Annotated in this window: 8 protein-coding genes and 1 riboswitch; of the genes, 1 reads left to right on the forward strand and 7 read right to left on the reverse strand. The window is 29.4% G+C overall.

Annotated elements, in window-relative coordinates; genetic code table 11:
• Nucleotides 1-66: 66 nt before the first annotated feature.
• Nucleotides 67-4,428: an LPXTG cell wall anchor domain-containing protein gene (locus tag HYG85_RS09610; RefSeq protein WP_212693277.1), complete on the reverse strand. Its 4,362-nt coding sequence runs from the start codon at nt 4,426-4,428 to the stop codon at nt 67-69.
• Nucleotides 4,429-4,715: 287 nt separating this feature from the next.
• Nucleotides 4,716-4,798: riboswitch (cyclic di-GMP riboswitch) on the reverse strand.
• Between the two features lie 316 nt (nt 4,799-5,114).
• Between HYG85_RS09610 and HYG85_RS09615 the strand changes: the two genes are divergently transcribed.
• On the forward strand, nt 5,115-6,047 hold the full coding sequence (locus HYG85_RS09615; RefSeq protein WP_212693278.1) for a hypothetical protein: 933 nt from the start codon (nt 5,115-5,117) through the stop codon (nt 6,045-6,047).
• Nucleotides 6,048-6,177: 130 nt separating this feature from the next.
• On the opposite strand, the gene HYG85_RS09620 is transcribed toward HYG85_RS09615, so the two are convergent.
• From HYG85_RS09620 to galT, 6 genes are all read right to left on the reverse strand, one after another.
• A complete protein-coding gene (locus HYG85_RS09620) occupies nt 6,178-8,463 on the reverse strand; it encodes an S-layer homology domain-containing protein (RefSeq protein ID WP_212693279.1) in 2,286 nt (761 codons plus the stop codon).
• Between the two features lie 154 nt (nt 8,464-8,617).
• Nucleotides 8,618-10,771: a hypothetical protein gene (locus HYG85_RS09625; protein ID WP_212693280.1), complete on the reverse strand. Its 2,154-nt coding sequence runs from the start codon at nt 10,769-10,771 to the stop codon at nt 8,618-8,620.
• Nucleotides 10,772-10,783: 12 nt separating this feature from the next.
• Nucleotides 10,784-13,036 (reverse strand): S-layer homology domain-containing protein, encoded by a 2,253-nt coding sequence (locus tag HYG85_RS09630; RefSeq protein WP_212693281.1) that lies wholly within the window; start codon nt 13,034-13,036, stop codon nt 10,784-10,786.
• Nucleotides 13,037-13,138: 102 nt separating this feature from the next.
• The gene (locus HYG85_RS09635; RefSeq protein ID WP_212693282.1) at nt 13,139-13,966 is read right to left on the reverse strand and encodes a hypothetical protein; all 828 of its coding nucleotides are present in this window, start codon (nt 13,964-13,966) and stop codon (nt 13,139-13,141) included.
• Between the two features lie 91 nt (nt 13,967-14,057).
• On the reverse strand, nt 14,058-18,287 hold the full coding sequence (locus tag HYG85_RS09640; RefSeq protein ID WP_212693283.1) for an Ig-like domain-containing protein: 4,230 nt from the start codon (nt 18,285-18,287) through the stop codon (nt 14,058-14,060).
• 393 nt (nt 18,288-18,680) lie between these two features.
• Nucleotides 18,681-20,201: a UDP-glucose--hexose-1-phosphate uridylyltransferase gene (gene galT / locus HYG85_RS09645; protein WP_212693284.1), complete on the reverse strand. Its 1,521-nt coding sequence runs from the start codon at nt 20,199-20,201 to the stop codon at nt 18,681-18,683.
• Nucleotides 20,202-20,332 lie beyond the last annotated feature (131 nt).

Raw genomic sequence — 20,332 nt, forward strand, 5'->3', positions numbered from 1 at the left:
AAACAAATAATTAAAAAGGACAAATCTCGTTAAGAGAAATGTCCTTTTTTAATGTATGTTGTTATATTATTTTTTCTTTTTCTTAACCTTAATACCTGCCCCTATGAATGTAGTTCCAAATAAATAGAATAACTGAGCTGGTATTCCACCTGTTTTTGGGAGTTTATTAGCTGTTCCTAGAGGAACGTCTCCATCAAGAATTTCTATTATTTCTTCACCCTCAATAAATTCTTCTTTGTCATTATCTGTATCTGTATCAGTATCAGTTAAATTACCTTCTGGAATTGGTTCTTCTGGTATTTCTATAAATGGCTCATCTGTTGCTGGCTGTTCTATAGGTTGTGTTTCTGGTGAAGGTTCTTCTGATTCTATAGGTTGTGGTTTTACTGGCTCTGGATCTTTTTTTGGTTCTTGTGGTTCTGGATTACCTGGTATATATGGAGGTGCATATAAAAATGATGCAAATATATTTAAATTTCTTTCTGCAGTAAACTCCATATTACACGAATAAGTTAGTTCACTACTCAATCTTGTATATCCATTTTCTTTACTAAATATATACCAACCATCAAAAATATAATCTTTAGATTGTTCAGCCTTTATCACAACACTATCACCATATACATATTTAAATGATTCACTATTTTGTTTTATGCTACCCCAATCTTCTTTACCGGGCATTATCACAGCTTTTATATTATATTCTCTTTTTCGAAACTCTATAATCATACTCTTATTGTTATTCATTTCTACATTTACATAATAGTCTCCATCTATTTCACTAATAGGATACTCTACCATAGATGAACTTGTATTCTCTAAAGAATTAACTAAATAAGCAACTGGATAGTATCCTTTATCGGGAACAATTTTAAATGTTGTCACATAGTCTTCTATAAATTCACCAGTATATCTACCACTAACTGCTGAATCAATAGATAACTCGGATTCATTAAGGTGTCCATTATTCTCTACATCTACAGTTAATATATAAGATACTATATCTTCGAATAAAGGTAAAGGTCTCCTATTTTGATTCATATAAACTAACCTAGGGTTAGGATAATTAGTTAATACATTCCATTTCTTAAACTCATCAAATGTATTATGAGGTACACCTTTTACCGCTACTATAGTACCATAATCATATTTAACATCATTTCCTACTACACATTTTTCAAAAGTAATTTGTGAATTACTTTCCAAGTTATTAACATACTCCTGCCACCTATTAGCTAACTCCTCAGTAATCTTATTGTTTTTATTTTTCTTCATATAAGATATTGTGTTATTAATTTCATCTGTTAATAACTCTTGTGGAATTACCGCAACTTGAAGCTCTCCAAGCAGACTATTAATCTTGGAATTTGGCTCAATATTAAATTGCTTAATATTAAATTCAGCTAGGTATGTTTCATTGCTAGTAACTGAAACTGTTATTTCTTTATTGTTTGAAACAAACTCTTTATTTTCACCAACTACTCTATACCATTTAACTAAATACATATCATCTGTTCCATCTTTTTCTGGTACAGCTTTCATTGTAATATTACTATGAATATCACTAGTCAATTGAGCTAATAAGTTATCACCTGAAACAACACCTGCATTACCACCTTCTGTGTAATTAACTGTTGTAGTAAATTGTTTCAAGCTATATGATGCTAATACTGTAACATCGGCATTAAAGGTATTAATCGTTAATACATTTCCATTAATACTATAATTGTCTTCATTTAATCCATTAACTGTCCATACTAGATTATCATAATCACTACTGATTGGACTGGAAGTAAATGTGATTGGTACATTATCTGCTAAATATAAATCTGTACCATAATTATCTTCTATAATCTGTGGAACTTTTTTCTGTCCAGAAATACCAACAACAGCATTATTTTTAACAACAGTAATCTTATGATATTCTGGTATATCAATTTCTACTTCTAGACTTGAACTATCTGTTAAGCCTGCTGCCCAAGTATATTTATGCATATCGATTAAGTCAAATTTGTAAGTTAAATTATTTAGATCAGTAAGTTTATCCCATGTAGGAATTGTTAGTGTATGAACGCCAGATAAACCTGGATCTGAAGGTATATCAATATGCCCTATATCATCTGACTTTTCTCCATTAACATAAACCCATAAATCATATAATTTAGCCTCTTCATTATCTCCATCAATACATGTCATTCTAGTATTAATATTGATACTTTCACCTGGTTTTGCTGTAATAGTATGGCTATGTGAGTAATCAATTTCATCTGTACTAGGATTATCAAGTTCAATAGTACCAGTTCTTACATCATCCATTAATTCTCCTTCTTCACCATAAGCAGTACCATCTAGTGAATAGAATTTATAGCCATAAATATCCTCTTTAGAATTAAAATATATTTCACTACTTACATTATCTGCTATTCCTGTTTCAAAGTGATTTTTTGCTGCCCCTTCTATTCTGTCAAATTCATATCCTCGATATGAGTAAGCTGATAGATTAAATCTATCATCTACTATTGAAGTTATAATCTTAGCAAAATCATAATTTCCATCTGTACTATTAACTAAGTTATTATCAAGATATACTTTTATAGTAGCTTCTTTAGTTACTAATTCAGTTTCAGCTTCTTCACTAGTCATAAATGAATTACTTGCAGTTACTTTATAGATATATTTAGTACCTGGAGTTAAACTATTGTCAATTACATAATATCTATTAGTTACATCATCAAATTCAATAGCCAAACTATGATTTAATAGAACTCCATTCTCATCATATACTTTTATATCATAATCATTTGCATTAGCTAATTTCTCCCAATATACTTTTCCTGACTTCATGGTTACATCTGTTGTATTAAGTACAGGAGCATCTAACCATACATTAGCCACACTCACTTTTATGGTTTGTGTATTCGAGTCTAATATTGTTTGAGGATCATCATTATATTGATCTACTAAATCAAACTCTAGATTTTTTGAATAAGTTCTGCTACTAACATCAAATACATAATTATTATCTAACTCAGTTTTAGTACTTGGTATAGTTATTATATCTTGAACAGTAGAAGGAAAATTATTCTCGGCAAATAATGGACTATTAGTATTATGTCTATATACCTTAACCTCATTTAAACTATTGCCGCCATTATCACCACTAATCACATTGTATCTGAATTCTAGATTAACGTTGTCACCTACTTCATACATATCTTTATTTGGTGATATATTCAACTCTGCATCTAATGGATTATCCTTCGGATCATGTCCATGACCTACTATTCCTGCAAAACTTCCATCGGCTGGATAGTAGTCTTTATCATATACCTGATCTTTAGATTCAAACACAACATCTATAATCTCTTTTTGGTTAATAGTAATATCCATATTTTTAAATTGATCTTGTGGCTCATATCCTTGATAAGAATATGCCTTTAGATTAACAGCAGTACCCTCTTCATATATTGCACTATATCCATTATCTACTTTGGTACCATCAATATATACTTCTCCTAGTGAATTATCATAATTTACATTAAGTGAATATATGGTTTCAACTATTGGAGTAGCTTCATATCTTCTATTCTTGTTAACTTTATAATCAACATCTGTATTAATTAATGTTGGTCTTCTTCCTATACGTATTTCACTTTTACCAAAACTTGATTTAGAACCATTACTAGTGTCTATTATTTTCCAACCTACAATTCTATGACTTTCGTCATTAGCTGTAGCTGTTAACTTATATCTATAATTTTGTTCTTTTTCAACTCTGACATCAGCACCACTTACTTGATTTACTGCTAATGTAGCAGATTTATTAATTATCCAACTAATAATATACTCATTTTCATTTAGCATTATAGTGGATAACATATCCATATCTCTACTAGCACTTTCTATTTCATCTAAGTTCTCGGATTCTTTTAGTTTATCCTCTGACTCACTTGGATTTTCTCCTGGGTCTTCTGGGTTTTCAGCTGGTTCTTCAGGATTCTCCACTGGCTCTCCTGGATTCTCTACTGGCTCTTCTGGGTTATCCACTGGCTCTCCTGGATTCTCTACTGGCTCTTCTGGGTTATCCACTGGCTCTCCTGGATTCTCCACTGGCTCTCCTGGATTCTCCACTGGTTCTCCTGGGTTCTCCACTGGCTCTCCTGGGTTCTCCACTGGTTCTCCTGGGTTCTCCACTGGCTCTCCTGGGTTCTCCACTGGTTCTCCTGGGTTCTCCACTGGCTCTCCTGGGTTCTCCACTGGCTCTCCTGGGTTCTCCACTGGTTCTTCTGGATTTTCTGTTTCATTTTCTGATATTATAATATTACCAGTTAAATCTTGTTGTTCTGTTTGAGCATATACTAAATTGCTCGTTAAGTACATGAAGGCAAACAAAAACACTAACGATTTCTTTAACAACTTCTTTTTCAACTAATCACCTCTTATAATAGTTTTCTGTCCTTCTTTCTTATAGAGGTAGGCTCTCTATTTTCAGCCTCGTTTTTTTTGGAACGTGGTTAACCTTAGGAAAATCATTATCAGTCTTATTTTGAATATAATATTGTCAACATGATGATATTTATTATTATGTTGTTAATATTAAAATATATTACAAATAAAGCAATATTGCTTTATTATTTTCCGAATCTAATAATTATAAAATTATATATTTGTTAGTTTTTGGCAAAATAAAAGCTGCTTTGAATATATATGTAATTCAAAGCAGCCGAACTGTCATAGTATTTTACTTTAGACTCTAGCTTTGCGTCCTTACTTTTCAGTAAGTTTGCCTTTTATTAAAATTTATATATTAATAATAACATGCAATAAATTAATAGTCAATATATGTTTTTTTATAACATTAAAATTTTATAACATATGTGTTAAATACAACTTACTAATCTATATATAATATTTATATTAATAGTATCTAAATCTAAATTTAAGGTATTATATAACATTTTTTCTTCTATTAGTTTGTGTTACACAAAAATTAAAATATTAAAAACGGATATAATGACAACTTTCGACAAATTATTTTCAATATATATGTTATATTATCAATGAAATTTCTGTGCACAAGATTTCAAAATTATTCAAAGAAAGGATATTATGACATGAAAAAATTTATTAGTATCATTTTATTAATCGCATCATTAACAACAATCTTTAGTTTATCAGTTTTAGCTGAAGAACAAAATGCAACTGACTTAACAATAAAATCAGTCATAGCACTATCTAGTACAGAAGTAAAAGTATTTTTTGATGGTATTATAGATATAAATAGTGTTGAAGATATAGCTAACTATGACATACACCCCTTTAATTCTAATACATCTATAGACATATTAAATGCTAAATATAATTCAGAAGGTAATGCAATTATATTAAAGACATCAACTGATTTTGCTGCTGGTATACTATATAAACTTCAAGTAAATAATATATGCTCAAATACAGTTACTAAAATTTTTGCAGGTATAGCACCTAAACCTGAAATATCAATAAAATCTGTAACTGCTATATCAACAAATAAGGTAATGATTTTCTTTGATGGAAATATTAATAAATATACAGTTACAAATCTATCAAACTATGATATTTACAATAATGACCATATAGGTATCACAAATATAAAATATATTACCTACGATAATGCTGTTTTAATTACCACTGTAACTGATTTAGAAGTAGGTATGTTATATAAAATTGATATAAAGAATATATGTTCAGAAGGAAACGTAACATATTATTTTGCTGGTACAACTAGTAAACCGGAAGTATCAGTTAATTCAACTATTGCTTTATCCAATACTGAATTAAAAGTATTTTTTGAAGGTGATTTAGATATTTCAAAAGCAGAAAATATATCTAATTATTATATTATTGATAATCCTTCCGAGATACTTAATGCTAAATATAATAAAGTTGATAACTCTATTATATTAAAGATAACTTCTGGACTAGATGCTGGTCATCTTTATAAATTAGTAATAAGTAATATATGTAATGATGGTACAATAACATGTGCCTTCGCTGGTACGGAATAAACTATAAATAACTACAAATAGTTATTAACATATATAGCAAAAACGGATAGTAAAATACTATCCGTCTTTTTTTTAATGTATGCTTAATTACTAAATGTAAATTAGTAATTAAATCTATAAAAATATATTATTATTCTCCATATATAACTTTAGTAGAATATTTATTATTAAGATTTATTGTTTCATTATTACCATAATCAATTAATTTTTTATATCTTATATTATATTCTTTTTCTTTATCAATTACATCAAACTTCAATATAATTGTAGTTGGATCAATATAATTCGCTGTAATAGGTATTTTATTATATTCTAATCCATTTTCGGTATATGTTAATGAGTAATTAGTGTTTAATACATTATTAATATTAAAAGCAATCTCTCTATTAAAACTTAACTTAATAGTATTTTCTCCAATAACTTTTGCTTCTGATATATAAGTATCCATTGACTTAGATACATTATGAGTAAATCTATAATTTTTTATTGATGATTGATAATTCCCCATCGAATCTTTTAAGGATGTTAATATTCTAAAGTTATATATATGAGATTTAATTAATTTTTTATCTTTTGGTAAATAAATCTTAATTAAACTTGAGTCTTCCATATTATTATAATATGCACCAGATGGTATTGCCACAAACGATCTATTAGTAATACCCTGTATTTGGTAATTAGATACAATTTGTGCTGATTGTTGATCTACTGGATCACTGATATATAAGATTAAAGTATTATCATCTGTAGAAATAACTGCATCAATATCTATATCTTTATTACCATAATTAGTACATATAAAAGAGTATTGTTTCTCAATAATTGAAAACTGTCTAGTTATGTCAGTAAGATAATTAACCAAAACATTGTATTGCTTGTTTACCATTAAATTTTCATCTATTGTTAATTGAACTACTCTTCCAGAATTATTACCATCATTTATAACATTTGCATTTGTTACTCTTATCTGTCGTTTATTCTCATCTGTGATACTATAATTATATATTTGTTTTGCTAGAACTGGATTAACTTCTTTATTAAATTTTAATTCTATTGTACGGCTATTTATTGATATACATCCCTCTGCCTCAAAAGTTGCATTATCTTCCACAGAAGATTTAAATTTAACAGAATCCCCCTCGCCATCATTTAATAAAACACCGTAATTACTCGACATATTTCCATCAATGGATAGTTTAAAATACTCTTGTGTCGAAAATACATAGTTTTTTAAATATATTGATATACCATTATCGCATGTAGATAGTTTATTAATTAACATATTACTATTATTACCTTCTACTAATTTTGAATCATTTTGTAAAATAGTGTAAAAAGATGTTTGTAATGCATTATCGTTTATAGGCTGTGTGAAATACACATAAACGATATTTTTACTAACAGGTTCAATTTTACTTATTTTAAAATAATCTGATTTTACCTCATCAGCTCTAAATCCCAATAATGTCCTATTAAAAGAATTAGAAGAATTTCCATTATTATCAATTACTTTATCAATAAGTAACGTATATTCTACATCCATATTCTGTGGTTCAGATGTTTGAATAACATATGTATTTGTTGATTCTTTTCTTGTAATATTATTAATAGTTAACGTCTTAACATTAACTGTCTCGTATAATAAAATATTTTCTGGTGTTAAATTCTGAACAGGTTCATTAAAAGTGACTTCTATAGTTATCTCACTAGTAGCCTCAACACTGGTAATATCTGTTTCCAGTTTATCATCTAATAAATTATAAGTTAGAGCTTTTTCTTTAGTAATAATCATATTATCTACAAACTTTTGTATCATTCTTGTTTTAGTTTTAGTATTTTTCAATTGTAGTGAAGTATATAATATATCTACTACTTTGCCTCTTGTATAATTAGTATCTTCTTTATGACCTGATGTATAACTTATGTCTTTAACAAGATTAACCCCATAAGCAAATTCGAAAACATTACTCCAAGTAAAATCTTCATTATATTTATATCCTAATGCTGTTAAAACTAATTTCAAAAAGGCTTTCTCACCTAATTTATCATTTGGTCTAAATGTATTATCAGAGTATCCATCTATAATATTATTTTTAACACAATAACTAATATATGGAGTAAACCATTCCCCTTTAGATACATCTGAAAAATTAGTGTCATTATACTTGTCTTTGTTATCTAGAACTTCTTTTTCTTCACATAATAATCTTACAATAAATGCTGCAGCTTGACTTCTTGATAACTCCCCATCAAGATCCAAACTTTCACCATTACCTTTTAAAATATTTAATTCAGTTAAAATATTTGCTTTAGTATTTAAACTGGTATTACTCATTTGTGCATAACTAAAATTAACATTAACTATTATTAAACAAAAAATAATAAATCCTGTACATATTCTTTTACCTAATTTCATTATAACCATCCTTTCAATTAATTATTTTTAGCAATATTATAACATTAGTTAGAAATTGCAACAATAGATACTAAAGAAAAACATAGGTTACCCTATGTTTTCCCCTTCCCTTCAAAAAAATTATATATTCCCCTACTTATGTACAAATATAATTTTATTCTTGTTTAGCTATTCCCCCAAAAATAACCTCTGTATTTGCTTCAATCATATTTCCTGATATGTCTGTAATATTATTAATGATTAATTTGTATACCCTTGCCTTTTGTTCAGGAATTATTAGTGTGACTGTCTTATTGTCATCATTTAAAATCGCTTTCGCTGGGTACCCTAATTCTTTTATATTATAATTCCTAATATCAGTGGCTAATTCTTTATTTACTTCTTCGTTAAAGATTATCTTTACTGTATATGTATCTATTGCTAAAGCTAATATATTTTTATCAAAAACTTGATCTCCACTGATACCAGCAAATACTAGATGTGTTGTTTCTTTTAAACCTTGATTTAATATATCTTGTACATTTTTATCAATCGTTATTTCATAAATTGAAGTAGACTTCATAGGTGTAGTTGTCAGAATTACTCTGCTATAGTCAACTTTTTTATTTAACTCATTAATTTTAAATTCAGCATCAACAACCATAAGACCATTATTAATACTATAATTGCTAATATCTAATGCAGTACTATTAGCTTCACAATTATAAATTACTTCTATAGTTGTAGATGTTAAAGAATTTACTGCCTTTGCAACTTGATTATCTGGTTTTACTATTCCAGCAACTACAGTATCCTCAGATTTTACCATAATATTTTTCCCATCAGAAATATTATTAACCTCTATGGTATAGATAATATCTTTTTGATTCGTAGTTGTTAAACGAACAATATTGTCATCGTTCAACTCGTTCTTCTCAATTTTAGCGCTTAATATATTGAGTTCAGGGGTTATCTTATAATTATTTAAGTCAAGAGCTGTAGTCTCATCTAAAAACATATCTTCCTCAAACACTACATCAATTCCATACCCATCTTTAGATATAGCACTTTTAAGCTTTGGTGCTTTAGTATCTGTACTAATACCAGCAAAAGTTGATTGTTTGGTATTGTCATTAACAGCTCCTGTATATGATGTAATATTTGAAGGTTTAACTGTATAAACTAATCCTGAGTCGATTCCTGTTACATCAAGTAACACTATAGTTTTACTATAATTAGCATTTTTCTTCATTTCAAATTCATCAAATCTAACATTAGTAACAACAACATCATTATCTACAATATTATTAATTTCAAAATTAGAAGGAACTAAAGAATCTTTCCTAATATTTCTTGAATTAAATACCAATCTAACTACTTCTCCTGTTATAGCAGTTGCTGATTCTATTTGGGGTTTAATTTCTTGTTTCTTCATTATAGGTACTATGTCCAAACTTTTATCTCTATAAGATATTGTATATATACTACCTAATGTAAGTTCTTCAGTTTTTATTAAAATTGACTTTTCGCTTTTTAATACCTCTATTGATTTAATATCATATTCTTTTGAATCTAACCCATTTAATTTAAAATCTTTATCAATAGGTTCAATAGCTTCATCAAATTCTACCAAAATAGTTGTAGCATCTATAGATGTTGCTGATATCATATTTCCTTTAGGAGATATTTTATATAAACCTGTTCTATCAGCTTTTATGGGATCAATAATATTACTTTCAACTAATAGATTAATTAATACTACACCTTCTTTTGTTTTCAATTCAAGTGCTTCTACTGTTGCTACAGCAATATCCTTATTTGTAAGCTCCTTAACATTAGATATTTTACTTAACCCTTTTTCTTTGGCAAAACTTAATACATTATCCCACATATAGTCTTTTCCAATTTCGTATCCTAATGTTTCAAGTAATACTTTATAATATTCTTTTGCGCTAATGGTTTTATTAGGATTAAATTGATTATTATTGCCAATCCATCCTAATTCTCCATTTTCTTTAAGATAAGCTAATATATTTCTTCCACCTATCCAGTGTACCTGTTTTGCATCAGAGAATGTTTTTTCACCAGAAAATTGTTTAGCTTGTTCCTCTAATCCTTTTAATCTTAAAAAAACAATAGCTGCTTGTAATCTTGTTGTAGGTTGCTGTAAATAATCTTCTGTTATTTTACCTGTACTACCTTTTAAAATGCCTAACTCTCCAGCTATCTCTACTTCTTTATCAATTTCTTTTCCATATACTGTTGTAATATTTGTTAATATTAATGTCATTGATATAATACTAACAATAACTCTCTTTAGTTTTTTCATTATTTTAACTCCCTATTCGTAGTAATTTATTACTTGTGTCTTTTCACCAGATACTGAATAACCAATATTACTAAAATCTTGTATTGTATTTGCTTCAATAGTATAAACAGTGGATTTATTTAGCTTAGAAAAATATAAAACAACATATTTATTATCAATAACAGTAACAGATGAAGGTGTTTGAGAAATTTCGTTGCTACCTTCTTTATGCCTTAAAATATAATTACTAGCTACTGTTGTAGGCGCTACATTAGCTATTTCTGTATTATATTCTACAATAATCGTGTCCTCAGTTACCATTTTAGCGTTATTTATCATTGGCTTCGACCCATCAAATCCTATACCTTCAAATTCTATATCTTTACTACTGGTATTAGGAATAAATGTAGCACTTTTAATGTTTTGATTAAGGGTTAATCTATATTTAAATCCATTTTGATATTTAATACCTACTGGTAACATTAATTTTACCATACTATTATTTTCTTTTTCATTAAAATATACAGCTACAGGTTGAATAGGATTAAATCCTAAGTCATTTACACCAGCAATCAAATAATTAGAAGGTAATATTGCAGTTGTAGCATCCACTGGCTGATTAAAATATACACTAATTTCTCTATTATTAAGTGGATATACTAAATCTGCAGTTAGTTCTTGATGCTCCACATCCATAACATAAACATATGAATCTGTATCATTAATTGAATATTGTCCTAAACTATCTTTTACGTTTTTAATATTTATGGGATAATTTGTATTTCCACGCATAGGCAAAGGAACTCCTATTCTAACAATATTACCTCCATGTTCACCTAATAATTTGGCTTTAATTATAGGTTGTGGATGCCCCTCTGGACTTTTAACAGAATAATTCGTAATATCTTCTGCACTAACACGATCTAATGGTTTATTGAATACAATTTCAATAGTCTGTTTATCTATAGCTGTAGCTGAAACAAATTCTAATTTTTTATTCTCTTTAAATAGTGGAAAAAATTCTAGTGTTTCATTATTTCTATTATTGATGGGAGCTCCTATCCTATCAGAAAGTGATGATTTTGCAACGAGTTCATATTTTTTAGTTAAATCAAATTCATGATTTTTAAGTCTCATAGATATACTTTTTTTATCCTTTGGATTTAATGCTATTTCCATATTAACAGGACTTCCATTTATAATTACTTTACCATTTTGTTTAATTGCATAATAATTTTCTATTGTAGCAACAGCATTAATAGGTTGTGTAAAATATATGTCTATCTGATTTTTACTTATTGGTACAATCTTACTTAAATGAAAATACTCTGATTCAAATTCGACTAAATTGTACCCTTCAAAATCTTTATCTACTGTTTTAATGTTTCCTTCTTTATCAATTATATCTTTAATCATAATATTATATGATATCTTATTTTCTTGCTTATCTGTATCAAGAATCAATTTATCTTTATCCAATTGTTTTATGTTAGAATTTAATCTAGTTGCGTTATCAGTTGTTTTTGAAATAATTATATTTTCTTCTTTTATTTCTGTTATTTCTTCATTAAATATAACCTCTATTTGTGTAGAAGAAATTACATTTATTTCTGTTATTATAGAAGGATTTGTATCCATTACAAACCCATATTTCTCTGCTATATTTGCACTAATTATTTTATTATCTACTAATCTTTTTATCACTGATCTATCTTCATCTTTTATTTTCTTATCTAATATATTGTATAATACATTGACAACTTCTTCTCGTTTATAATTGGTATTGTCATTTGTTTTAGTTTTATATGAAATGTCTATTACAATACCTTTTTTATATGCAAAATTAAATAGATTATTCCATGTGAAATCAATATCCTTTTTATACCCTAGTGCCTCTGCAGTGAGTTTAAGAAATGCTCTTTCACTTATTGCTTCCATTGGACGAAATGTTCCATCATTAAATCCATCAATTATTCCTTGTTTAACACAATATCCTACATAAGGTGCATACCAATCCTTTGGTTTTACATCTAAAAAGCCTGTGTTAACGTATGATTTATTATTATCTAATACTAAATTCTCTTTACCTATTATTCTTACTATAAATGTTGTAGCTTCTGCCCTAGTTAGGGTTCCAGAAAGATTATAACCTGAATTATTTCCTTTAATAACCTTAATTTCATTTAGTAAATCAGCTTTAGATTGTACTGTTGTAAGTGAATAGCTTGGTATATTAATAGTAATACATAAAACCATTATACAAAGTACTGTTATTATTTTCTTCAACTCTATTCCCCCTTTTAATAATGCTTATTATACTTTACCAAATATTATACCATATTTATACAATAATAATATTACATAATTAATACAAAAAAATTAATTAATTTAACGTTTTTTCCCGATTCCTCCGAACATAATTGATTTATTAGAGCTTATATCCTCACCATTAATATTCATCACATTTGTAGCTGAAATAGTGTACAACTCACCTGGAGTTTGTTGACTAGTTATTAAATATACTGACTTATCATAGTACTCTTGATCTTCATCAACACTTACTACCTTAGCATCATATACTTGTAGATTATTACCTAATCTATCATATATAATATAATTTTGGTTGTTTTCTGCTGTTTCTTTATCTAGTACATCATTAAAAATAATTTGGACTTTAGTATTTGATACTGGTATACAATCGTATCTATTTACTATAGTTCCACTTCCTAAACCACCAAATTTTGTGATATTATTTCCCTCTTGGATTACTAGTCCTTCAATACTCTGGACTTCCTTTACTGTTACAGTATATAGCTCTCCTGATATTTGTGGTCCTGTAATAAGTCTTACAAGCTTATCAGTTATTAAATGTACTTCTTTTACATCTAAGCAATTTCCTTTAATATCTTTAATAATATAGTTATCCTTTACTTCAGCTGAAATCTTGTCTATAGCTATGTTGAATGTAATATCAACTGTATCATATTCTTTTACCTCAGCAGTTGGCATTACTCTTAGATAATCATCGGATTCTGGTTTTACATATCCATCTTTATCATCTTTAAGATTTTCAGTACCTATAAAATTAAATGCTTCATCCTGTAACCTAATTAATCTTAACCACATTATATCTGTATTTATTTCAGTTGCAAAAGAATATTGGGGCATTAAACTTAAAATAATAATACACATTACTAGTATAATTTTCTTATACATTACACAATCCTCCTAATTCATTTTATTATAAAAAACAGCCAATAAGATTACTTATTGGCTGTTATTAATCATGCTATATTGAGTGTGAGCATTATGGTAGTACAATACCACCTGCTGGAACTACTAAAGCATTACCATTTAAATCATTTACATTTAATGTAGTAATTTTATCAGTAGATACTACACTACTAGCAATAGTATCTAAACCAATAGTTAATACTGTACCTGTAGAGTTCCAAGAAATTGTTGTACCACTTAAAGTACGAGTTGCGTCTGTATTAGACTTAATAACTAACCCTAATTCAGCAAGTGTATCATTTGCTGTATTCATTTGCTCGTTAAATGTTAGTACTATAGATCCTAATACTGCATCAACACCATTTTCAAGATTAGCAGCACTAGCAATACCTAGCTCTGTATTACCAGTACCAGCAGCAACAACATCTACTAATGTATATGATAATCCTGCAATAAGAGTACCAGTATTCTTGCTTGAAGTATCTTTTGCTAATTTAATAGTTACTATATTATTAGCTTCTGACACCTCAAGATCATCAGTAGTATTAGCTTCAAATACAACCTGAATATTATTTCCAGCTGTACCAGTATTTTTAGCTGTTACAGTAATTCCATTAGAATCAAAAGTCTTTGTTGCTTTTACACCAACTACGTTAGCAGTTAAACCTGCTCCTGGAGTTGCTACTGCTGTATCAACGTTAGGTACTGATACTTGGATATAATCTGAATCTTTTACTTCTGATGATACTTTACTAGCTGTAGTAGTTTTGTCTACAAACTTGTTATCTTTACTTCTTACTTTGAATGTTGTAGCTGTCTTAAGAGCTTTACTTAATTCAAATTTAATAGTTTTAACATCAACAACTTCTGAGTCGCCTGAAGTTAATTGAACAATATTAGCTGATGTAGAACCATCTTCAAATATTCCAACTATATCAAATAATTCTGCTAACTGAGCTGTAGTTAATTCAGCTGTTGCTGATAAATCAGCTACTGGAGTTGTAGTAGTTAATGAAGCAATATCTTGATTCATTGTAACTGTAACAACTTTTCTATCATTAGAAACACTTGCTGTAGCAATAGCTGGTTTTGCATGAGATGCATTAGTTCCAGCAACTGTAGCAGTGATATCATTATCTTGAGCGCCTTGAGCATTGCTTACATTTGCTGTTGCATTTGCAATAGTAAGTGTATAAACAACACCTTGTTTCATAGCTTTATTTAAGTAAACTGTATATTCACTTCCATCAGCTGAGCTAACTTCTTCAATTAATTGAACTGCTGTTGCTGTAGAGAAATTATCTCCTGTTGTTGTTGTTGAAAGTTTAGTACTTGATTCTGTTCCAACAAAATTAGTAACTGGAGTCTTGAATTTAACAGTTAAAGTCATATCATCTTTTGGCATGATATAGTCAATAGATGGTTTACCTTGAGCTACAGAGCTACCTGCAAATTGTGATTTAACTATATTATTTGAAGCATCAACTAATGCCATAGCTACATTACCAGCATTCTTTGGAGCATTATCTTTAAACCATAATTGGTAAACTCTTCCTGCAACTAATGTATCTGAATCTAATGTTAATCTTAATACAGATTTATTATTTGGTAATACTCTCAAGCTAGGAGTTCCTGCAGGTGCAGTTCCTGCTGAAGCATTAAATGATTCACTACCTGTTCCACCAGTAATTCTTACATTAGCTGCTGTAACTATTTGATTAGCTTGGTCTGCTAAAACACCATTGAAATAAATATCAATAGTTTTATTATCTATTGGCATAATATAATCTACTTTGAATGCTGCAGAAGTAGTCACACCAGCAAATTGAGTTTTAGCTTTTTTAGCATCTGTTTGAGCTGTTCCTCTTTCATTTGTAAAGTTATTAGAAGCTGTTGAAATCTCTACATCATATAGAGTTCCACTTACTAAGTCAGTTCCTAAATAAAGAGTTAACTTTTTAGCTTTTTTATCTTGAACTACGCTATTTACAGCTACAGTACTTGATGAATTTGTATTCTTAGCAATTGTAAAATCACTAGGTTGAATAGCTGAATCCGCAACTGTAGTATTTAAATATATTTCTACTGTTCTAATATTAGTAGCAACAGCATAGCTTACTTCTGGTTTAACATCTGCACCAACACCTGCAAATGAAGCTGTGTTATCTGAACCAATAACAACACCATCTGCTGATTTAACACCTGTTACGGTAACTTTGTACATAGTGTTGAAACCTTGGTCATTTGTTTTAACTTTTACGATACTTCCATCAGTTTGTACTTCCGCTGATAAACCATATCCTAAATCATTATCAAATTTGTAATTAGCGAAAACTGTAGCAGTTTCAGCATCTACATTCTTATCAAAATCAACATATACATAAGTAACGCCATCTTCGATCTTAGCATATGAACTTACTACTTTAGGTGCAGCTGTATCAAGAGCTAGACCTCCGAATTTAGCTTCATCATAACTTGAATCAATTGTATTTCCTGAAATATCTTTTACATTAGTTATTGTGATTGTATATAACATTCCTGCTTTTTGAGCTTCTGTAGTTAATCTTACAATTTTGTTACCTTTTTGTAATTCTGCAGCAAGAACTGTAAAAGCTTTTCCATCTCTATCTTTAATTGTGTAGTTAGCTACATCATTTGCTGTAGTTGCATCCATTTCTTCTTTAAAGATAACTTCTACAGTAGAATTTGATTTAGCAACTGCAGTTTGTTCAACTTTAGGAGCAGTTGTATCTTTAGCCATTCCACCGAACTTAGCTTCTTTATTAGAAGAATCAACAACTACACCATCAATATTATTAACATTTGCAACTGTTATTGTATATAATTCTCCTGCTTTTTGCTCTGCAGTTGTTAAATATACAGATTTGTTATAGTTAGTAGCATCTTCATCTTTAGTAACAACTTTTGCTTCAAGTACTACTAAAGCATTTCCGCTTCTATCTTTAATAGTATAGTTAGAAATATCTTCTGCAGTGTCTTTATCTAATTCTTGGTCAAATAATACTTGAACTTTAGTATTTGACTTAGCAATAGCTGTTTGAGTTACTTTAGCTGCTGCTAATTTAGAAACTCCACCAAATCTAGCTACATTATCACTAGTTCCTACTGCTAAACCTTCTAAGTTATATACATTAGAAACTGTTATTGTATATAATTCTCCTGCTTTTTGCTCTGCAGTTGTAAGTCTTACTGTACTATCAGCAGTTAATTCTGCATTTTCTACAGCTAAAACGTTATTATTTCTATCTTTGATTGTATAGTTAGCAGCAACTTCTGCTGTAGCTTTATCCATTACATCATCAAAAGAAATATCTGCAGTTTTGTATCCTTTAGCAACAGCTGTAGCTGTAACTTTTGGAGCAGTTGTATCTGCAGCTAAACCAACATAATCAAAACTCTTATCACCATATGTGATAGTATATTTTAAGTTCTTAGTATGAACTGCTGTTTTAATTCTAACATCTTTTGCACCATATAAAACTACGTCTTCAATATCTAATGCATTATCTTTTTCATCTACGATAGAAAAAGCTTCTACACCAGGAACTACTTCTGTATCTTCTTTTAAAGTTAACTTTACATAAGAAGCATTCATTGCTTGAGCTGACTTAATAACTAAATTAGCTATTACAGGCTCTTCATAACCTAATTCTTTAGCAACTTCTACATCAGTAATTGCTCCATCTTCAACTAAAACTTGGATAAGTTTAGCACCATCTTTAGTTTCAGCTTTTAAAGTTTCAACTGTTACTGCTGCTACATCAGCCATAGTTAATTTCTCAGCATCTGCTGCAGCTACTAAGTTTTTCTCTTCAGCGAATGTCATAACATCTTCCCATTCGAAGTCTTCGCCTTGAGTATAACCTAATGTTCCAAGCATTACTTTGTAATATTCTTGAACTGTCATCATACCATTAGGATCAAATTCTTCTCCACGACCTAACCATCCTAATTCTGGATTAGCTTTTAAATAAGCTAATGCTGCTCTTCCAGCAACCCAAGTCATTTCTTCTGCATCAGCAAATGTTTCAGTTCCTTCAAATGCTAAAGCTTCGTCTTCTAATCCTCTTAATCTTAATGACATAAGAGCAAGTTTCCATCTTGGGCTTTCTGTACCAAGATACTCTTCTGTTACTCCGTCACCATCGCCTTTGATTAATTCTAAGGCTTCACAAATATCTGCATCAGTCTTAGTATCTTCAGCAGCAAATGATACAGTAAATGTTGATACGATCATTGCTAATGAAAGGACTAACGCAAAAACTTTTTTTAAGTTTTTCATTAATATTTCTCCTCCTTTTAATTTGCTTCTAAATTGGAAAGGTTATCCACCTTTCAAGCACATGGTAAATTATAGCACTACATTATTTTCCAGTCAATATAATATCTTCATATGTAACAAATCTGTAATAGAGTTTTTACATGAAAATCTTATATAATATGGATAATACTGTAACTTAATCTATTATATAACATTATTATCCATTAATACAAGCTTTTTCCTACATTGTAATATTACCGTAATATACAATAATATTTTTTTGCAACTATATTAAAAGTATATAAAATCATACTACTAAAATCATATATAAAACCCTCAATTTATACACTAAATTAAAAATCACCACATCATTATTATAATAACGTGGTGACAATAAATGTGTAGTATATTCTTTTAAGCCTTAATAAATCTCTCCAACCCTGCAATACCTTCCTCATCCATCTTATAAACCCCAGCACACTCAAGTACCTGAGCAAAGATATTACCTACTTCTTTCCTTATACACTCTCTTGCTTCATCAGCCTTCATATCTGTTCCATACTCTTCAACCAATCTCTTAATCCACTCACCATGCTTTTCTAACTCTTCATATTCTGCTCTATCTTTTATCTTACCTACTAGAATATCTTCTATTAAAGAAAGTTCTTTCTTAAGTCTTGCAGGAAGTACAGCAAGTCCCATAACTTCAATAAGTCCAATATTCTCTTTTTTAATATGATGCAGATGAGCATGAGGATGGAATATACCATCTGGATGTTCCTCACTTCTTCTATTATTTCTAAGAACTAAATCAAGTTCATAATCTCCATCTCCATTAATCCTAGCTATAGGCGTTATAGTATTATGAGGAATTCTCTTACCATCTTCCTCTGTATAAGCCAATATACCAAGACTCTCATCGGAATAATCTCTCCACTTACCTAGAATCTTATCAGCAAGCTCAATTAACTTATCCTTATCCCTAGAAGATAATCTGACAACTGATAAAGGCCATCTAACCAACCCTATCTTAACCTCTTTATAACCATCTTTCCTTAACTCCTTAATAATAGATGCCTTTTCCATAGGGAAAACATGATGTCCACCTTGAAAATGGTCATGGCTAAGAATAGAGCCACCAACTATTGGCAGGTCAGCATTAGATCCAACAAAATAATGAGGAAACTTCTCCACAAATGACAATAATCTAACAAAAGTATCCTTAGATATCTTCATAGGAACATGCTTTTCATTGAAAACTATGCAATGCTCATTATAATATACATAAGGCGAATACTGGAGATACCAATTCTCACTACTTAACTCAACTGGAATCACCCTATGATTATTCCTAGCCGGATGATTCAATCTCCCAGGATATCCAACATTATCTATACAAAGAAAACACTTAGGATAATTAGCGCTAGGCATACTCCTAGCCTTCTCAATCTCCTTAGGATCTTTCTCCGGTTTAGAAAGATTAATAGTAATCTCCAATTCCCCTACCTGAGTATCAGCCACCCAATACTCATTCTTAGCTATCCTATCCATCCTTATATAATTAGAATCCTTAGACAACTTATAATAATAATCCGTCGCACTCTCTATACCTTCTTCATCAGCAATCCCATAAAATCTATTAACCAACTCAGAAGGTCTAGGCATAAGTGTAGCCATAATCCTAGCATCTAACATATCTCTATATGTAACAGTATCTTCTATTATATTATTATCCACAGCATACTGTAATAATTTCTCCAATATCCCCACAGGAGAATCCACTCCACAACTATCCAACTCTCCCTCATAAGGCTCCGAAATCTCCAATATATCCATAATGGAATTTCTCACTAATTGAACATCCCACTTCTCTATCATTTTATTATTAAGACCAAACTTTATAAGCTTCTCGATACTAATCTTAACTCTCTCCACTAGTCTACCTCCATCTCAGTTTATCTAATAATATTCATCTTTCTATCCTATAATATTATCAAACTAATATTTCTCTATATCTTGCACTTCATTTAATTATCAACTAAATATTAATATATAACCTATACCAC

It is taken from the genome of Vallitalea guaymasensis (assembly GCF_018141425.1).
GTDB classification, from domain to species: domain Bacteria; phylum Bacillota; class Clostridia; order Lachnospirales; family Vallitaleaceae; genus Vallitalea; species Vallitalea guaymasensis.

Bases quoted from the DNA above. Each gene is read 5' to 3' on its own strand.
- HYG85_RS09615 (WP_212693278.1), top strand. From the start codon at position 5,115: ATGAAAAAATTTATTAGTATCATTTTATTAATCGCATCATTAACAACA.
- HYG85_RS09620 (WP_212693279.1), bottom strand. From the start codon at position 8,463: ATGAAATTAGGTAAAAGAATATGTACAGGATTTATTATTTTTTGTTTA.
- HYG85_RS09625 (WP_212693280.1), bottom strand. From the start codon at position 10,771: ATGAAAAAACTAAAGAGAGTTATTGTTAGTATTATATCAATGACATTA.
- HYG85_RS09635 (WP_212693282.1), bottom strand. From the start codon at position 13,966: ATGTATAAGAAAATTATACTAGTAATGTGTATTATTATTTTAAGTTTA.
- HYG85_RS09640 (WP_212693283.1), bottom strand. From the start codon at position 18,287: ATGAAAAACTTAAAAAAAGTTTTTGCGTTAGTCCTTTCATTAGCAATG.